At 62.0% G+C, this 15,932-nt stretch carries 20 protein-coding genes; 11 read left to right on the top strand and 9 right to left on the bottom strand.

Going from position 1 to position 15,932, the window contains the following annotated elements:
• The 3 genes from phrB to C4K38_RS26665 form a co-directional block, all read right to left on the bottom strand.
• A complete protein-coding gene (phrB, locus tag C4K38_RS26670) occupies positions 1–1,446 on the bottom strand; it encodes a deoxyribodipyrimidine photo-lyase (protein ID WP_053280841.1) in 1,446 nt (481 codons plus the stop codon).
• The gene (locus C4K38_RS32450; RefSeq protein WP_155772907.1) at positions 1,437–1,610 is read right to left on the bottom strand and encodes a hypothetical protein; all 174 of its coding nucleotides are present in this window, start codon (positions 1,608–1,610) and stop codon (positions 1,437–1,439) included. The genes phrB and C4K38_RS32450 overlap by 10 nt, the downstream gene beginning before the upstream one ends.
• A 305-nt stretch (positions 1,611–1,915) precedes the next feature.
• Entirely contained in the window at positions 1,916–2,899 is a 984-nt protein-coding gene (locus C4K38_RS26665) for an NAD(P)/FAD-dependent oxidoreductase (RefSeq protein WP_025806237.1), read from the bottom strand.
• Between the two features lie 193 nt (positions 2,900–3,092).
• Here C4K38_RS26665 and C4K38_RS26660 point away from each other — a divergent pair, with 193 nt between their 5' ends.
• Together C4K38_RS26660 and hemH are read left to right on the top strand one after the other, a co-directional pair.
• Positions 3,093–3,995 carry a TIGR01777 family oxidoreductase gene (locus C4K38_RS26660; protein ID WP_053280840.1) on the top strand — a complete coding sequence of 301 codons (903 nt, stop codon included), beginning with the start codon at positions 3,093–3,095 and terminating at the stop codon, positions 3,993–3,995.
• A 13-nt stretch (positions 3,996–4,008) separates the two neighbouring features.
• Entirely contained in the window at positions 4,009–5,025 is a 1,017-nt protein-coding gene (gene hemH / locus C4K38_RS26655; RefSeq protein WP_053280839.1) for a ferrochelatase, read from the top strand.
• A gap of 91 nt (positions 5,026–5,116) precedes the next feature.
• On the opposite strand, the gene C4K38_RS26650 is transcribed toward hemH, so the two are convergent.
• Both C4K38_RS26650 and upp read right to left on the bottom strand, forming a co-directional pair.
• Positions 5,117–6,391: a uracil-xanthine permease family protein gene (locus C4K38_RS26650; protein ID WP_053280838.1), complete on the bottom strand. Its 1,275-nt coding sequence runs from the start codon at positions 6,389–6,391 to the stop codon at positions 5,117–5,119.
• A gap of 2 nt (positions 6,392–6,393) precedes the next feature.
• Positions 6,394–7,032, bottom strand: a complete 639-nt coding sequence (gene upp / locus C4K38_RS26645; RefSeq protein WP_007928379.1) for a uracil phosphoribosyltransferase — start codon at positions 7,030–7,032, stop codon at positions 6,394–6,396.
• Between the two features lie 166 nt (positions 7,033–7,198).
• Here upp and C4K38_RS26640 point away from each other — a divergent pair, with 166 nt between their 5' ends.
• From C4K38_RS26640 to C4K38_RS26625, 4 genes are all read left to right on the top strand, one after another.
• A complete protein-coding gene (locus C4K38_RS26640) occupies positions 7,199–7,756 on the top strand; it encodes a hypoxanthine-guanine phosphoribosyltransferase (RefSeq protein ID WP_007928381.1) in 558 nt (185 codons plus the stop codon).
• Positions 7,757–7,759: 3 nt separating this feature from the next.
• Entirely contained in the window at positions 7,760–8,233 is a 474-nt protein-coding gene (locus C4K38_RS26635; RefSeq protein ID WP_053280837.1) for a WbuC family cupin fold metalloprotein, read from the top strand.
• Positions 8,234–8,323: 90 nt separating this feature from the next.
• Complete coding sequence (locus C4K38_RS26630) at positions 8,324–8,809, top strand: hypothetical protein (RefSeq protein WP_025806230.1); 486 nt, start codon at positions 8,324–8,326, stop codon at positions 8,807–8,809.
• A gap of 63 nt (positions 8,810–8,872) precedes the next feature.
• Positions 8,873–9,160 carry a PA4642 family protein gene (locus C4K38_RS26625; protein ID WP_053280836.1) on the top strand — a complete coding sequence of 96 codons (288 nt, stop codon included), beginning with the start codon at positions 8,873–8,875 and terminating at the stop codon, positions 9,158–9,160.
• A 92-nt stretch (positions 9,161–9,252) separates the two neighbouring features.
• Here C4K38_RS26625 and mqo read toward each other — a convergent pair whose 3' ends face one another.
• Both mqo and C4K38_RS26615 read right to left on the bottom strand, forming a co-directional pair.
• A complete protein-coding gene (gene mqo, locus C4K38_RS26620) occupies positions 9,253–10,764 on the bottom strand; it encodes a malate dehydrogenase (quinone) (protein ID WP_053280835.1) in 1,512 nt (503 codons plus the stop codon).
• Positions 10,765–11,497: 733 nt separating this feature from the next.
• Positions 11,498–11,731, bottom strand: a complete 234-nt coding sequence (locus C4K38_RS26615; protein WP_053280834.1) for a hypothetical protein — start codon at positions 11,729–11,731, stop codon at positions 11,498–11,500.
• A gap of 206 nt (positions 11,732–11,937) precedes the next feature.
• Here C4K38_RS26615 and C4K38_RS26610 point away from each other — a divergent pair, with 206 nt between their 5' ends.
• Positions 11,938–12,522: a YajG family lipoprotein gene (locus C4K38_RS26610; RefSeq protein WP_007928390.1), complete on the top strand. Its 585-nt coding sequence runs from the start codon at positions 11,938–11,940 to the stop codon at positions 12,520–12,522.
• 158 nt (positions 12,523–12,680) lie between these two features.
• Here C4K38_RS26610 and C4K38_RS26605 read toward each other — a convergent pair whose 3' ends face one another.
• Complete coding sequence (locus C4K38_RS26605; protein WP_009050770.1) at positions 12,681–12,887, bottom strand: hypothetical protein; 207 nt, start codon at positions 12,885–12,887, stop codon at positions 12,681–12,683.
• A 187-nt stretch (positions 12,888–13,074) separates the two neighbouring features.
• Between C4K38_RS26605 and C4K38_RS26600 the strand changes: the two genes are divergently transcribed.
• Positions 13,075–13,365, top strand: a complete 291-nt coding sequence (locus C4K38_RS26600) for a hypothetical protein (RefSeq protein ID WP_053280833.1) — start codon at positions 13,075–13,077, stop codon at positions 13,363–13,365.
• A gap of 115 nt (positions 13,366–13,480) precedes the next feature.
• On the opposite strand, the gene C4K38_RS26595 is transcribed toward C4K38_RS26600, so the two are convergent.
• A complete protein-coding gene (locus C4K38_RS26595; protein WP_053280832.1) occupies positions 13,481–14,650 on the bottom strand; it encodes a 1-acyl-sn-glycerol-3-phosphate acyltransferase in 1,170 nt (389 codons plus the stop codon).
• 139 nt (positions 14,651–14,789) lie between these two features.
• Here C4K38_RS26595 and C4K38_RS26590 point away from each other — a divergent pair, with 139 nt between their 5' ends.
• From C4K38_RS26590 to C4K38_RS26580, 3 genes are read left to right on the top strand one after another with little or no spacing between them, the layout of a single operon-like run.
• Positions 14,790–14,972, top strand: coding sequence for a CPXCG motif-containing cysteine-rich protein (locus tag C4K38_RS26590; RefSeq protein ID WP_025806222.1), 183 nt, complete (start codon positions 14,790–14,792; stop codon positions 14,970–14,972).
• A 9-nt stretch (positions 14,973–14,981) separates the two neighbouring features.
• Positions 14,982–15,242 carry a putative signal transducing protein gene (locus C4K38_RS26585; protein WP_009050766.1) on the top strand — a complete coding sequence of 87 codons (261 nt, stop codon included), beginning with the start codon at positions 14,982–14,984 and terminating at the stop codon, positions 15,240–15,242.
• Between the two features lie 34 nt (positions 15,243–15,276).
• Positions 15,277–15,897: an SOS response-associated peptidase gene (locus C4K38_RS26580; protein ID WP_053280831.1), complete on the top strand. Its 621-nt coding sequence runs from the start codon at positions 15,277–15,279 to the stop codon at positions 15,895–15,897.
• Positions 15,898–15,932 lie beyond the last annotated feature (35 nt).

The following is a 15,932-nucleotide window of genomic DNA, read 5'->3' as shown; positions in this document are numbered from 1 at the left end:
TTATTCCCGATACCCCTCGGCAACCGGCCGCGACGGCAGGTTCTTGAAGGCCGCGAGGGCGCGCTCGCGGGACATCGACAGATCGACCATCGGCGGCGGGTAACCGGCCACGCCGAACAGGCCGCCCATGGCGTTCGGGTTGTGGATATCTTTTTCATTCAACCCCGCCAGCTCCGGCAGCCAGTGCTTGATGAAAGTCCCTTGGCTGTCGAACCTCTGCGACTGGCTCAGCGGATTGAAGATCCGGAAGTAGGGCACCGAATCGGTGCCGGTGGATGAACTCCACTGCCAGCCCCCATTGTTCGCCGACAGGTCGCCGTCGATCAGGTGGCGCATGAAAAAGCGTTCGCCCAGGCGCCAGTCGATCAGCAGGTTCTTGGTCAGGAACATCGCCACGATCATCCGCAGGCGATTGTGCATCCAGCCGGTTTCCAGCAACTGGCGCATGGCGGCGTCGATGATCGGCAGGCCGGTGCGGGCCTGTTGCCAGGCCGCCAGCTCATCGGGGGCATCGCGCCAGGCCACGGCTTCGGTTTCCGGGCGGAAGGCCCGGTGCCGGGACACCCGCGGGTAGCCCACCAGGATGTGTTTGTAGAACTCGCGCCAGAGCAGTTCGTTGATCCAGGTGACGGCGCCGGGGCTGCCGCTGGCGAACTCGCCGCGGTTGTTTTGCAGGGCCGCGTGCAGGCATTGGCGTGGCGACAGCACGCCGGCGGCGAGGTAGGGCGAAAGCTGGCTGGTGCCGGGCTTGGCCGGGAAGTCGCGCTCGGCTTGGTAGTGGTCGAGCTGCGCTTCGGCAAAATGCGCCAGGCGTTGTTGCGCCGCGGTTTCACCGGCTGGCCAGAGCGCTTGCAAGTGCGAGGTGGGTGTGGGGAAACCCTCGACCTGCCGGGGCACCACATCGGCCTTTATCCTCAGCGCGGCTTGCACCCCGGGTATCGCCAGCCGTGGCGGCAGGGCGCTGTGCAACCGGTTGTAGCAGACCTTGCGGAACTGGCTGAAGACCTGGAAATAGCAGCCGCTCCTGGTCAGCACGCTGCCGGGCCGGAACAGCAACTGATCGAGGTAACTGTGGAAATTCACGCTGTGACTCTTCAGCAGGCTGGCCACCGCTGTATCGCGGCGGCTCTCGTGAATGCCGTATTCCTCGTTGACGTGCAGCGCCTCGATGGCTAGCTCCTGACACAGCTGCAACAGTACCTGGGGGGCCTGTTCCCAGCTTGGGGCCTCGCGGATCAGCAGCGGGATGTTCAGCCGGGCCAGGTCACCGCTCAACTGCTCCAGGTTGCGCAGCCAGAAGTCGACCTTGCACGGCGCATCGTCATGCGCCTGCCATTGCGTCGGGCTCAGCAGGTATACGGCCACAGTCGGCCCGCGCTGGGTCGCGGCGCTCAGCGCGGTGTTGTCATGCAGACGCAGGTCGCTGCGTAGCCAGATCAATTGCATGGGGATTCCTGCATTAGCAGGATCAGTGACACCACCAGCAGCGCCAGGCCGTGACGGTACTGGCGCAGTTCCTTGTGCCGGCCGTTGTAACGCACAGGCGCATCCAGCAGACGGGCGCTGATGGCGATTCTCGGTTTGTCGGCCTGGGTCGGACTGTCGGGCATGTGGAGGGCTCTGGGACTTCATGTACAAAAATATGGGTTTGTACAATTTTGCCTCATCATAGAGTCAAAGGTGTGCAAGTTAAATATTTTGTACAAGTTTGTGCTCTGGGACTTTTCGGGCCATTTCCTGCTCATCTAACGGTCGCTGGGCTATGCCCATTCGACTGCTGACTGGCTAACGCATAAGCGCGCGTTTTTCTTCATCGCGGAACAGTCCGATGAGCAGACGTGTGTTTCGGGTTTTGAGCGGAGAAGGCAGGCTGCTGTCCATTGCGACAGCAGCAAAGTTACGCGGGGTGATACGCTTACAGGTTTTCGTGCAACCGGCGGGCGGCCTCCTGCCCGCTGAGCCAGGCCCCTTCGACGCGACCGGACAGGCACCAGTCGCCGCACACATAGAGTCCCAGGTCGACATCCGCCAGGGCTCCCCATTCATGGCTGCTGGCCGGGCGGGCGTAGAGCCAGCGGTGGGCGAGGCTGAAGGTCGGGGCGGGCATGGCGCTGTGCAGCAGTTCGGCGAAAGCGCCGTGCAATTGCTCGATCACTGCCTCTTTCGGCAGGTCGATGTGCTGGCGGCTCCAGGCACTGCTGGCGTGCAGGACCCAGGTGTCGAGGCTGTTGTCGCGCCCTGGCTTGCTGCGGTTGCGGGCCAGCCAGTCCAGCGGGCTGTCCTGTACGAAGCAGCCTTCCACCGGGGTTTCCAGTGCGGTCTCGAATGCCAGGGCAACGGCCCAGGTCGGGTCCATTTTCACCCCGGCGGCGGCACTCGCCAGTTTCGGCGCAGCGGCCAGCAGGGCGGTGGCCTGGGGGGCCGGCGTGGCGATGATCACGTGGCTGAATGGGCCGTGGGTGAAACCTTCGGCATCCTGCAGGTGCCAATGCTGTTCACCGCGGTAGACCTCGGTGATGCGGCAGGCGAAATGCGCTTCCGTATCGCCCAGCAAGCCACGGGTGATGGCACTCATGCGTGGGGTGCCGACCCAGCGGGTCTGTTCGTCCGGCGAAGGGGTGAGCTGGCCGCCATGGAAGTTGTACAGCTGCGGCGCCCATTCGGCGGCCCAGCCATTGGCTTGCCAGCGCTGGACTTCGGTGACGAAGCGCCGGTCGCGGGCCGTGAAATATTGCGCGCCCATGTCCAGCGCGCCGGCGTCGCTGCGCTTGCTGGACATACGCCCGCCGCTGCCGCGGCTCTTGTCGAAGAGTTGCACGACATGCCCGGCGTCTCTCAGCGCCTGGGTCGCGGAGAGTCCGGCGATGCCGGTACCGATGATTGCGATGGGTACGGTCATAGGGGCCTCGTTTACCTTTCTGTGCAGACGCCGTCGTTAAAATCTATACGGTTTTGTTTTTTGGTATAACTTTCGGCGTTATCGGTTTTACAGGGTGTCCTATTGTTAAACACAGAGCCTGCCCGATTGAAAAGATCCCTGCTTATAAAAATAGACTAGTGATCCGGGTAAAACGCCACGCGAGGAAGATGTCATGCACATATTGCTGACCGGCGGTACTGGTTTGATGGGACGTCAGCTCTGCCGTCACTGGCTGACCCAGGGCCATCAGTTGACCGTATGGAGTCGCCGGCCTGCCGAGGTGCCCAAACTGTGTGGCGCCCAGGTCCGCGGCATCGGCCGCCTGGACGAACTCGCAGAGGAGCCGGTCGACGCCATTATCAATCTGGCGGGAGCTCCAATCGCCGATCGGCCCTGGACCCACAAGCGCAAGGCGTTGCTCTGGAGCAGCCGCATTACCCTGACGGAAAAGCTGCTGGCCTGGTTGGAAAGTCGGGGGCAGAAGCCCGGGTTGTTGATCTCCGGGTCGGCCGTGGGCTGGTATGGCGATGGCGGGGAGCGCGAGCTGAACGAGGACTCGCCCCCGGTCAGTGAGGATTTCGCCAGCCAGTTATGTATCGCCTGGGAAGAGACCGCGCAACGTGCCGAGGCCATGGGCATACGTGTGGTGCTGATTCGCACGGGTCTGGTGCTGGCGGCCGAGGGCGGCTTTTTGTCGCGCTTGCTGCTGCCCTTCAAGCTGGCCCTGGGCGGGCCGATCGGCAACGGTCGGCAGTGGATGCCGTGGATTCATATCAAGGATCAAATCGCCCTGATTGATTTTCTTCTGCACCGCAGTGATGCCAGCGGTCCTTATAATGCCTGCGCGCCCACGCCGGTGCGCAATCGCGAGTTCGCCAAGACCCTGGGCAGCATCTTGCACCGACCGGCCATAGTGCCGGTGCCGGCCCTCGTCTTGCGCGTCGGCCTGGGGGAGTTGTCGTTGTTGTTGCTGGGTGGTCAGCGCGCGGTCCCAGCGCGGTTGCAGGCCGCCGGATTCACTTTCCAGTTCACTGATTTGCGCGCGGCCCTGGACGACCTGTCCAGCCGCCTCTGAAATAGGATGTTGCATGACCGATCACGCGTTGCTCCTGGTCAACCTGGGTTCGCCGGCCTCCACCTCGGTGGCGGATGTGCGCAGCTACCTCAATCAATTCCTGATGGACCCTTACGTGATCGATCTGCCATGGCCGGTCCGACGGCTGCTGGTGTCGCTGATCCTGATCAAGCGTCCGGAGCAATCGGCCCATGCCTACGCCTCGATCTGGTGGGAGCAGGGTTCGCCGCTGGTGGTGCTCAGCCGCCGTCTGCAGGAAACCATGACCCGCGAGTGGAAGCATGGCCCGGTGGAACTGGCGATGCGTTATGGCGAGCCGTCCATCGAGTCGGCGTTGCTGCGCCTGGTGGCCCAGGGGCAGAAGAGGATCACCCTGGCGCCGCTCTACCCACAATTCGCCGACAGCACCGTGACCACCGTGGTGGAAGAAGCCCGGCGGGTGATCCGGGACAGGAAGCTGGATGTGCAGCTTTCGGTGCTGCAGCCGTTTTACGATCAGCCGGAGTACCTCGACGCGCTGGTGGCCAGTGCCAGGCCGCACCTGCAACAGGACTTCGATCATCTGCTGCTGAGCTTCCATGGCTTGCCCGAGCGGCACCTGAAAAAGCTCAATCCCGGCCATAGCCTGGAAGGCGATTGCTGCCGCGATGCACCCCCCGAGGTGGCCGCCACCTGTTACCGCGGCCAGTGCCTGAACACGGCCCGGGCATTCGCCGAGCGCATGGGGCTGCCGGACGGCAAGTGGTCGGTGTCGTTCCAGTCCCGCCTGGGGCGTGCCAAATGGATTGAACCCTACACCGAGGCGCGCCTGGATGAGCTGGCCCGACAGGGGGTGAAGAAGATCCTGGTGATGTGCCCGGCGTTCGTCGCCGACTGCATCGAGACCCTGGAAGAGATCGGCGATCGCGGTCGCGAGCAGTTCCGCGAAGCGGGAGGGGAGGAGTTGGTGCTGGTGCCGTGCCTGAACGACGACCCGCAATGGGCCAAGGCATTGAACGCCTTGTGCGAGCGCGCACCTTTGGCGTTGTAAAAGGCATCGCGGGCAAGCCTCGCTCCTACGGTCAATACCGTCTGTAGGAGCGAGGCTTGCCCGCGATAGATTTTCCGGTTGACGCAGATCCTCAGATCAGCGGCTCATCAGCCTTCTTGTTCTTCCAGCCATCGTTGCCCGGCAGGATCAGGTTCAGCGCAATCGCGACGATGGCGCACAGGGCGATTCCTTTCAGGCCGAAGTCGTCCGGGCCGGTACCGGTACCGATCAACACCCCGCCAATCCCGAACACCAGGGTCACCGAAACGATCACCAGGTTGCGGGCTTCGCTCAGGTCGATCTTGTGACGGATCAGGGTGTTCATGCCCACCGCCGCGATCGAACCGAACAACAGGCAGAGAATCCCGCCCATCACCGGTACTGGAATGCTTTGCAGCAGTGCGCCGAACTTGCCGATGAACGCCAGGCTGATGGCGAAGATCGCCGCCCAGGTCATGATTTTCGGGTTGTAGTTCTTGGTCAGCATTACCGCGCCGGTCACTTCGGCGTAGGTGGTGTTGGGCGGACCGCCGAACAGGCCGGCGGCGGTGGTGGCGATGCCGTCACCGAGCAGGGTGCGATGCAGGCCAGGCTTCTTCAGGTAGTCGCGACCAGTCACGCTGCCGACCGCGATCACCCCGCCGATGTGCTCGATGGCGGGTGCCAGGGCCACAGGGACGATGAACAGGATCGCCTGCCAGTTGAACTCCGGCGCGGTGAAGTGCGGCAGGGCCAGCCAGGGCGCCGCGGCGATCTTCGCGGTATCGACCACGCCAAAGTAGAACGACAGGGCAAAACCCACCAGTACACCGGAGATGATCGGCACCAGGCGGAAGATGCCTTTGCCGAACACCGCGACGATCAGGGTGGTCAGCAGCGCCGGCATCGAGATCATCATCGCCGTCTGGTAATGAATCAGCTCGCTGCCGTCGCCGGCCTTGCCCATCGCCATGTTGGCGGCGATCGGCGCCATGGCCAGGCCGATGGAAATGATCACCGGACCGATCACCACCGGCGGCAGCAGCCGGTCGATGAACCCGGTGCCCTTGATCTTCACCGCCAGGCCCAGGAAGGTATAAACGAAACCGGCCGCCATCACGCCGCCCATGGTCGCGGCCAGGCCGAACTGGCCCTTGGCGAGAATGATCGGGGTGATGAAGGCAAAGCTGGAGGCCAGGAATACTGGCACCTGGCGCCCGGTCACGAGTTGGAACAACAGAGTCCCGAGACCCGCCGTGAACAGCGCCACGTTGGGGTCGAGACCGGTAATCAGCGGCATCAACACCAACGCGCCAAAAGCCACGAAGAGCATCTGCGCGCCAGACAGCACCTGGCGCCAGAGCGGATCGTTGAACTCATCCTGCATGCTCAGGCGTCCTTCTGCTTGGTGCCGAAGATCTTGTCGCCGGCATCGCCCAGGCCCGGGATGATGTAGCCGTGCTCGTTGAGTTTCTGATCGATGGAAGCGGTGTAGATAGTCACGTCCGGGTGAGCTTTCTCGACGGCTTCGATGCCTTCGGGGGCGGCGACCAGCACCATGGCGCGGATATCCTTGCAGCCAGCCTTTTTCAGCAGGTCGATGGTCGCGACCATGGAACTGCCGGTGGCGAGCATCGGGTCGATGATCATGGCCAGGCGTTCGTCGATTTCCGGAACCAGTTTTTCCAGGTAGGTGTGCGCCTGCAGGGTTTCCTCGTTGCGGGCCACGCCCACGGCGCTGACCTTGGCGCCCGGGATCAGGCTGAGCACGCCTTCGAGCATGCCGATACCGGCGCGCAGGATAGGCACCACGGTAATCTTCTTGCCTGCGATCTTCTCGACCTGGACAGGGCCGCACCAGCCCGGAATCTCATAGGATTCGAGCGGCAGGTCTTTGGTGGCTTCGTACGTCAGCAGGGCACCGACTTCCTGAGCGAGCTCGCGGAAGTTCTTCGTGCTAATGTCGGCGCGGCGCATAAGGCCAAGTTTGTGTCGGATCAGCGGATGGCGGATCTCACGGATGGGCATAGGGAAAGGCTCCGGCGGCGGGCAAAAAAACCGGCCTAGATTAATCTATCCGAGGGTGTTGTCCTATAGACATCTAAGTACGTTAGTCCAGAAACGCTTGATCTGACCGGGCTGGATGCGTACCTTTGCCCGCTTTTCCGAAACTGCCACCCCCCTGGAGAGCGCCATGTCCGCTGATCTCGAGCATATCCGTCAAATCATGCGCGAGGCTGACTGCCTGTACACCGAAGCTGAGGTCGAGGCGGCCATCGCCCGAGTCGGTGCACAAATCAATGAACAACTGGCGGAGCGCAATCCGGTGGTTTTCTGCGTGATGAACGGTGGCCTGATCTTCTCCGGCAAGTTGCTGACCCACCTCAAATTCCCGCTGGAAGCTTCCTACCTGCACGCCACCCGCTATCGCAACGAAACCAGCGGCGGCGAGCTGTTCTGGAAGTCCAAGCCGGAAGTGTCCTTCATCGACCGTGACGTGCTGATCATCGACGACATCCTCGACGAGGGGCATACCCTGGGCGCGATCATCGACTTCTGCAAACATGCCGGCGCCCGTGCGGTGCACACCGCCGTGCTGATCGACAAGGACCACGACCGCAAGGCCCGTCCCGACCTGAAAGCCGACTACGTTGGCCTGCCATGCGTGGACCGCTACATCTTCGGTTACGGCATGGACTACAAGGGTTACTGGCGTAACGCTGCCGGCATCTTTGCCGTCAAGGGCATGTAAATCATGAGTGAGCCGAGCTTTCTGGATCAGTCGCTGTTTGCCGAGCTGGCTGAAAAGGCCTCGGCCAGCCCCCGTGGTCGCCACCACCACAACTTCCACCAGATGCAAGAGCCTTGTCACCGCATGGCGGTGGGGTTGCAGCCATCCACCTACATTCCGCCTCATCGCCACCTGAGTGACGACAAGGCCGAGACCCTGCTGGTGCTCAAGGGGCGCCTGGGCCTGCTGGTTTTCGACGACGCCGGTCAGGTGCTGGCCAAGCGTGTGCTGCAGGCGGGTGGCGATTGCATGGGCGTCGACCTGCCGGTCGGTGTCTATCACGGCCTGGTGGTGCTTGAGCCCGACAGCCTGATGTTCGAATGCAAGGCCGGGCCTTATCGCCCGGTCGGCGAAGGTGAGTTGGCTGCTTGGGCGCCCCGCGAGGGTGAGCCGGGTGTGGCCGAATACCAGGCCTGGATGCGCGCCCAGTTCGACTGAGCACCATCCTCGCGCTTGAGCTGTAGCCGCGCCTGCAAACATCTGCGCTGACCCATGCTAGAGTGCCAGGCCTTGTGTCCGGAGCCTGTCATGAGCCTTTTGATTCGCAGTTGCGCGGCCTTTCTTCTGATCCTGAGCCTGCCCTTGGCCGCCGCCCCGGCGCCCATGCACGGGCAGTTCCTGCCTCCTGATGACCTGACCCTGCGTGATGCCGCCCCCGAGCAGCAACAGCTGTTGCAGGTCACCGAGTACTCGGTGGTCATCGGCAGCCAGCGCCAGTCCAACCAGCAACCGATTCCGGTCACCTCGCCGCTATTGATCCGCCTCAAGGGCAAGCCGTTGAACAAGGGCGCCACCATCAGCCAGGTGCTGGTGAACTTCGACGGTGAGAGCAAAAGCCTGAAAAAACCGCAGTTCGACGACAAGAGCAAGACCCTCACCCTGTTCTACCCGCTGGCCCAGTATCGGGTGGTGATGGACCTGCTGCGCAACGACACGGTGTATTGCCAGTTCCTCAGCTACGCCAACGGCCACATCTGGGCCGATCTGCACACCGGCGCGGTACGCTCGCGTTGAGGCCTGACGCGGCCTGGGGGTAAACTGCCTGCCCCGTGAAATGTCTGCGAGCTGGAGTCGGCAATGCGTAAAGATAAGAAACAAGTGATTGGTGACGAGATCGGCGATGCGCAGATCAAACTGTTCCTCGATTTCGAGCCGGTCGACGCCACTTCGCCGTCCCTGCACAAGCTGATCAAGGCCTATCGCGGCCTGCGTATCGACGATTTCGAGCGTTTCCTGGCGTTCTTCGTCGAGGCTGGTTACGACCTGGACGGCAAGGACGAACACGGCAAGGATTTCGTGGCCCTGATCCAGGACCAGCGCAACGCCGCCGACTACATCGAACTGATCGAAAAAGCCCGCGGCTGAAAATGCGCCGCCCCGGCTGCGATTGCCTTTAAGCAGCCATAAAAAAACGCCCCGTTCTCCAAGAGAGCGGGGCGTTTTTTCATGAGCGCGGCTTAAGCGTAGCTTTCGGCTTCGCTGCTCTGCTCGACCAGCTCCAGGCTGACGTTGTTCTCGCTGTTGATCTTGCGGTACAGCGCGGCGTCGGTTTCCAGGGCCTTTTCACGGGCTGGGAAGATTTCCTTGAGCTTGCTGGCCCACTCGCCAGCCGCCTTGGTCGGGAAGCAGCGCTCGATCAGTTCCAGCATGATCGAGACGGTCACCGAAGCGCCCGGCGAAGCGCCGAGCAGGGCGGCGAGGGAGCCGTCCTTGGCCGCGACCAGCTCGGTGCCGAACTGCAGCACGCCGCCTTTCTTCGGATCTTTCTTGATGATCTGTACCCGCTGGCCGGCCACTTCCAGGCGCCAGTCTTCGGCTTTGGCTTCAGGGTAGAAGCGACGCAGGGATTCCAGGCGCTGCTCCATGGACTGCATCACTTCACTGACCAGGTACTTGGTCAGGTCCATGTTGTTCTTTGCCACGGCCAGCATCGGGCCGATGTTGCCGGCGCGAACCGACATCGGCAGGTCCATGAAGGAACCGTGCTTGAGGAACTTGGTGGTGAAGCCGGCGTAGGGTCCGAACAGCAGGGACTTCTTGCCATCGACCACGCGGGTGTCCAGGTGCGGCACGGACATCGGTGGCGAACCGACCGCGGCCTGGCTGTAGACCTTGGCCTGGTGGTGCTTGACCACTTCCGGGTTGTCGCAACGCAGCCACTGGCCGCTGATCGGGAAACCGCCGAAGCCTTTGCTCTCTTCGATGCCCGAAGCCTGCAGCAGCGGCAGCGCCGCGCCGCCAGCGCCGAGGAACACGAACTTGGCGTCGACTTCACGGCTGTTGCCGCTGTTGACGTCCTTGATGCTGACGGTCCAGCCGTTGTCCTTGTTGCGTTTCAGACCGGTCACGCGCTTGCAGTACTTGACCTGGGCATCGGGTGCGCTGGTCAGGTGCTTGAGCAACTGGTTGGTCAGGGCGCCGAAGTTGACGTCGGTGCCGTTGATCACGCGGGTGGCGGCGATGGTTTCGTCAGCCGGGCGGCCCGGCATCATCAGCGGCATCCACTCGGCCATCTTGGCCTTGTCTTCGGTGTATTCCATGTCCGCGAAAGCGTGGTGCTTGCTCAGCACTTCAAAGCGCTTCTTCAGGAAGGACACACCGCTGTCGCCCTGGACGAAGCTCAGGTGCGGCACCGGGCTGATAAAGGACTTGGACGAGCCGAAGGTGCCTTTCTTGGTCAGGTAGGACCAGAACTGCTTCGACACCTCGAACTGGGTGTTGATGTGCACGGCTTTCTTGATATCGACGGAACCGTCGGCGGCCTGTGGCGTGTAGTTCAGCTCACAGAGGCCGGCGTGGCCGGTACCGGCGTTGTTCCACGGGTTGGAACTCTCCGCGGCACCCGAATCCATCAGCTCGACGACTTCCAGCTTGATCGCGGGGTCGAGTTCTTTGAGCAGTACAGCGAGGGTGGCACTCATGATGCCGGCCCCAACCAATACGACGTCTACTGCTTCGTTATGCGCCATTAACGCGTCTCCAAAATCTGCAGCACCAAATTGACGGCATAGCTGCCAGGAGTAGGGGGGCGGTTCACGTTATGCCCCGGGTCACTCATGGCCAGGATCGCCATGTCCGAATCTTCGCAATTTTTTGCAACTTCGACGGACGCTACCAACCGGGCCTGATCCGCGTATGAACGCATTTCGGGGCAGGGCAGGCAATTCGACTTATGGTCAAGAGTCCGTTTGTGCAACCAAATCCGTAGCGGACAGGCTTCAAGCGCAAGTATCTGAGGTGTGCTCGGTCCTGTGTAATCGGGCTGTTGTAGACGCTAATGGTGCCAGTACAGACGCAAAACTATTCATTTGCTCGCCACACTCTTGTGAAGTTGTGAAAACCCGTTTTTTCACGCTCTTTTGAAGACGTGAACCTCAAAAAAGGGCTGTCCAAGCCTGGCACCGGCCCGAGGGGTGAATGCCGACATGGAGCACGTGGCATTAACGGGCGAACAGCTCAGTGGCCGAGCAATGGCAGCTCTGCAGATGCGCGAAAAGCGGTGGTTTGCACGATGAACAGCAAGCACGCCGGCTTCACTCGATCTGTGTGGGCGGCTCTCTGTGGGCAATGCGGGGGAGCTGAAGCTGATGCATCAGCGATGCTGCGAGGCCCGATCAGGAGACGTCCTTATAATCGGGGGGAGATTGTAACGAAGAAACGCGCAGAAATGATCCTGTTTAATGACTTTTATTAGGCTTTTGGTCAGGTGGCCATCATCGGTTGTACCCGGGCGCGGGTAATGCGTGGGCTGACCCGGGCGCTGGCGGGCAGTGGTTGGTGCAACCAGTTGAGGCGAATTTCCTGGATTTCCACCCAGCCTTCACCTACCGGGGCCATCAGGCAGTGTTTGAAAGCCTGGCAGCGTCTCTGGCTGTCCAGCAGGGCGAAGCTGCGAAACTGTTGACGCGGGGCGAACAACGAGCGGAGGAAGTTCATGACCAGGTACCTGAATGTGTCATTGACGATAAGAATGCCCTTGAGCCGTTACATCATGATGTATTGCGAGTGAACGGCAGGTTACAGGAGCCCACTTGTACGGGACCTGTCTGAGTCTTGACTAAGTCATGCCTGGCGCTGGTTTGCCGTCCTTGTGCACCGCTATACTGCGAGCCTGTTTGTGCCTGATTTCTGGAGAAATGAGTATGTTGCAACGCCTGTTGTTCGGTTTGATCACTGTGACCAGTTTGACGCTGGCTGGCTGCGCCCATAGTCCGCAACAACTCAGCCCGGAACCGAAGCTCACCACTCAGCTCGCGCCGGTCGGCCATGGCCAGCCCGTAGTAGTGAAAGTGGTCGATGGCCGTCCGTCGCCAACCCTGGGTACCCGTGGCGGGCTGTACCCTGAAACCAGCGCGATCACCGTCCAGGGCGCGCAGATCCTGCCGAAGCTGCAGGCTCAGGCCGAAGCCGCGGTACGCCTGCTGGGCTTTACTCCGACCGCCAACGCGCTGAACGCTCCGCAACTGACCGTGACCCTGGCCGAACTGAAGTATCAGTCGCCCAAGGAAGGCCTGTATGTGACTGAGGCCACCATCGGCGCGACCTTCCGTTCCGATGTGCAGAGCGCCAACCGCCGCTACAGCGGTCGTTACGGCGCGTCCCTGGACCAGCGTTTCGGCATGGCGCCGAACCAGGAAACCAATACCAAGCTGGTCAGCGACGTACTCAGCGATGCCCTGACCCGCCTGTTCAAGGACCCGAGCATCGGCCAGATCCTCGGCGAATGATGTGAGCCCTGTGTAGCCGCTGCCGCAGGCTCGGGCCGCGTTCGGACGATAAGGCCCGAAGGGCCTTGCTTGACGCCCTCGGCGCCGTACACAAAAAAGCCCGGCTTCCACAGAAGCCGGGCTTTTTTATTGGCTGTCGATTTGTTTCGAGCCAGGCCTCACGCCGCCTCGACGTAAAAATCCAGCACGCTGACTCCTGTCAGCAAATCGGTTTCCGGCAGGTCGGCATGCTGGTGCCCGCCGAGGGCGCAATACACCAGCCAGTGGCGGTCCTGGACGTTGAAGGCCAGGCCACCGACCAAGGCTTCCTGTTCGTCGCTGGGGGCGATCAGGTAGAGGCGATCCTGGTTTTCTGCGTGCAGCATGACAAGCTCCGTGTCGGTTTCGAGGGGCGCCAGACTGGCCTGTTTAGATGACGAACGTATGACAGGACGAATTAACCGGCCGGCGGCTTGTTGTCTGTCGGAAAGCCCAGGCAGAAAGTGGGCCTTTAGGTAAAATCCGCGCCGCGAGCCGCCAGGGTTCGTTATCCGGTTTCATTCGAGGTTCGTGATGTCGCTGCAACTGATCTGGTCGCTGTTCAGCGCCCACCCCGCCAAGCTGATCAATATTCTTGCCTTGCTGTTCGCCTTTCCCGGTAGCTGGTTGTTGCACGCCACCCGACGTCGCGAGCAGCGCGCGCTGGCCAATCTGGCCGCCCAGGGCCAATCGCGCTCCCAAGAGCAGCTACCGGCGCAGACGTTGGACGATGCGACCTTGCGCATGAACCGCTTCTTCTACCGCTTCGGTTTCGCCTGCCTGGGGCTGGCGTTGCTGGTGTCGTGGATCAGCACGCGGTTCTGATAGGCCTTGAGATCGCTATCGCGAGCAAGCTAGCTCCTACAAGGGACGTTGTTCGCAATCAAGGTACAGAAACGACAACGGCGCCCGAAGGCGCCGTTGTTGTGTGCGGTAAGCGTTATGGCAAGGCCAGTCCCGCCTTGACCCGATACTGATTGCGTACCGGCGTCGCATATTGCAGCACCAGGTATGGGCGATGCTCCTCCGGGCAGGCGTCCAGGCGTCGTTGCCACTCTTCCTGGGCCTTGGCCAGTTCGTCCGCCGGGAACACCTGGGCCGCGCTCGGAACCTGCAACGCCGGGTCGGCATCGCTCCACTGGGCGTAGGCCAGGTAATGCACCGGGAACAGGCGATAGCCGCCGAGGATCTGCCGGTCCATCTCCACCGCCAATTGCTTGGTGTCCTCGAAGAGCTTGCTGATCGGCGCGGCGAAGTTCACGTGGACCCGGCCTTTATAGCCGGTGATGCCCTTGGCGATGCTGATGTCGTCCTCGCCCGGAGCCTTGGTATAGCTGCCGGTGGTGGCGCGGATATACAGCTCGCGGGCCTTGGCCTGATCGCAAGGGTCGTATTCGTAGCTGATCGACACCGGGGTCAGGTTCAGCGACTGGATGACCTCGCCAAACGGCTCGTCCTTGCGGCTCATGTGGAACATCTTGAGGATCGCCGACTCGGTACGGTCGTCGCCGTCCTTGGCCCGGCCTTCGGCCTGGGCGATCCAGATCGATGCGCAATCGTTGCGGATCGAGTGGTTGATGTAGGCCGACAGCAGCTGATAGGCGGCCATCTTTTCCCGGCGCCCGGTGATCGAACGGTGCACGATGAAGCTCTTGTTCAGGCGCATCAGGTCGCTGACGAAGGGCTTTTGCAGCAGGTTGTCGCCGATGGCGATACGTGGCGTTGGCAACCCGGCGTGGTACACCGCGTAATTGACGAAGGCCGGGTCCATCACGATGTCGCGGTGGTTGGCGATGAACAGGTAGGCGCTGCCGGATTTGAATTGCTCGACCCCGGTGTAGGTCACACCGTCGGTGGCCCGTTCGATGGTGTGGTCGACGTAGAACTCGACCTTGTCCTGCAGGGTCGCCACCGAAGTGACCGCGGCGAACTCTCGACGCAGCCGATGAGCTATAAGGGGTTTGAGCAGCCAGCCGAAAGCGCCGGCAAAGCGCGGGAAGCGGAAGTGGGTGAGGATATCTAGAAACGCCTTGTCGCCGAGCAGTCGAGCCAGCACCGCTGGTACTTCACTGTCGTCGTAAGGTCGGATGGCATCGAATTCGCCCATCATGCTCTCTTGTTGGAAACGGCTAGGTAAGAAAAGGTTTGGATCGAAAAATAGCCGGGCGCGGTCTGAAAAGTAAGCTCAGATCTCAATAGCCCTGCAAATAGACCGGCGATTATACGCACAAGTCACTCCGGAGGCCGCGATGCTGGAAACCGAACGCTATCAATGTCCCTACTGCGGTGAAGAGGCCGAGGCCGTGCTGGACCTGTCCGGGGGCGATCAGCAGTACATCGAGGACTGTCCGGTCTGTTGCCGGCCCATTGTGTTCACGCTGCAGACCGACGGTGAGGAATGGATGCTCGAGGTGCGCAGCGAAAACGAGTGAGGGTGTTATATGCAGCGAGTCTACGAACCGGAAAACCTGCTGGAAGGGGAATTGCTCCAGGGCATGCTGGCCAGCGAGGGGATCGAGGCACACCTGGTGGGGCGGGATTTGCTCGGCGGCACCGGTGAGTTGCCGGCGTTCGGCCTGCTCGGGCTGGCGGTGGATAACGACCAGGCGCAATACGCTCGGGAACTGATCGCCGCGTACAATGCCGCGCTGCCGATGCCCGGCGACGAGCCGGCCAATCATGCCGGTGTGCTGATCTGTTAGGCTGGCCGCCGATTTTCCGAGAGTTGTTTGCCCCATGTGTGGACGTTATGCCCTGTTTCGCTGGAACCAAGCGTTTGCCGCCTTGCCCGGATTTCCGGCGGATCAGCAGGCGCAGTGGAATATTTCGCCCAACGATTCGGTGCTGATCCTGCGCAGCAGCGACGGCCAGCGCAACCTCGCCCGCGCTCGCTGGGGCCTGACGCCGCCCTGGCTGACTGACCTGTCGCGCACCCCCGCCCATGCCCGTGCCGAAACCCTGGCCGAACAGCCGATGTTTCGCGAAGCCTTTCGCCAGCGCCGCTGCCTGCTGCCGGCCAACGGTTTTTACGAATGGCGTGGCGGCACCCGCAAGCGCCCGTACTGGCTGACGCCGGGAGAGGGCTCGTCGCTGTTCTTCGCGGCGATCTGGGAAGCCTATCCGGTGCAGGAACAGGTCTGGCTGAGCACCGCGGTGGTCACTCAGCCGGCGGCCAGTCAGCGTCGGCCATTGATCCTCGATGCCCAGGGCCAGGAAGCCTGGCTCGACCCAGAGACGCCATTGCCGGTGCTGCAAGCCTTGCTGGCCAGCCCACCGGCCGCCTTGCGCGAGCGGGTGCTGGCCAACCTGGTGAACGATCCGAAGCTCAATGCCCCGGAATGCCTGACCCCGGGCTGATCCGCTCGTCTGTAGGCACGAGGCTTGCCCGCGAT

It is taken from the genome of Pseudomonas chlororaphis subsp. piscium, assembly GCF_003850345.1.
In the GTDB taxonomy this organism is placed as follows: domain Bacteria; phylum Pseudomonadota; class Gammaproteobacteria; order Pseudomonadales; family Pseudomonadaceae; genus Aquipseudomonas; species Aquipseudomonas piscium.
This window is presented reverse-complemented; position numbering and strand designations above follow the sequence as displayed.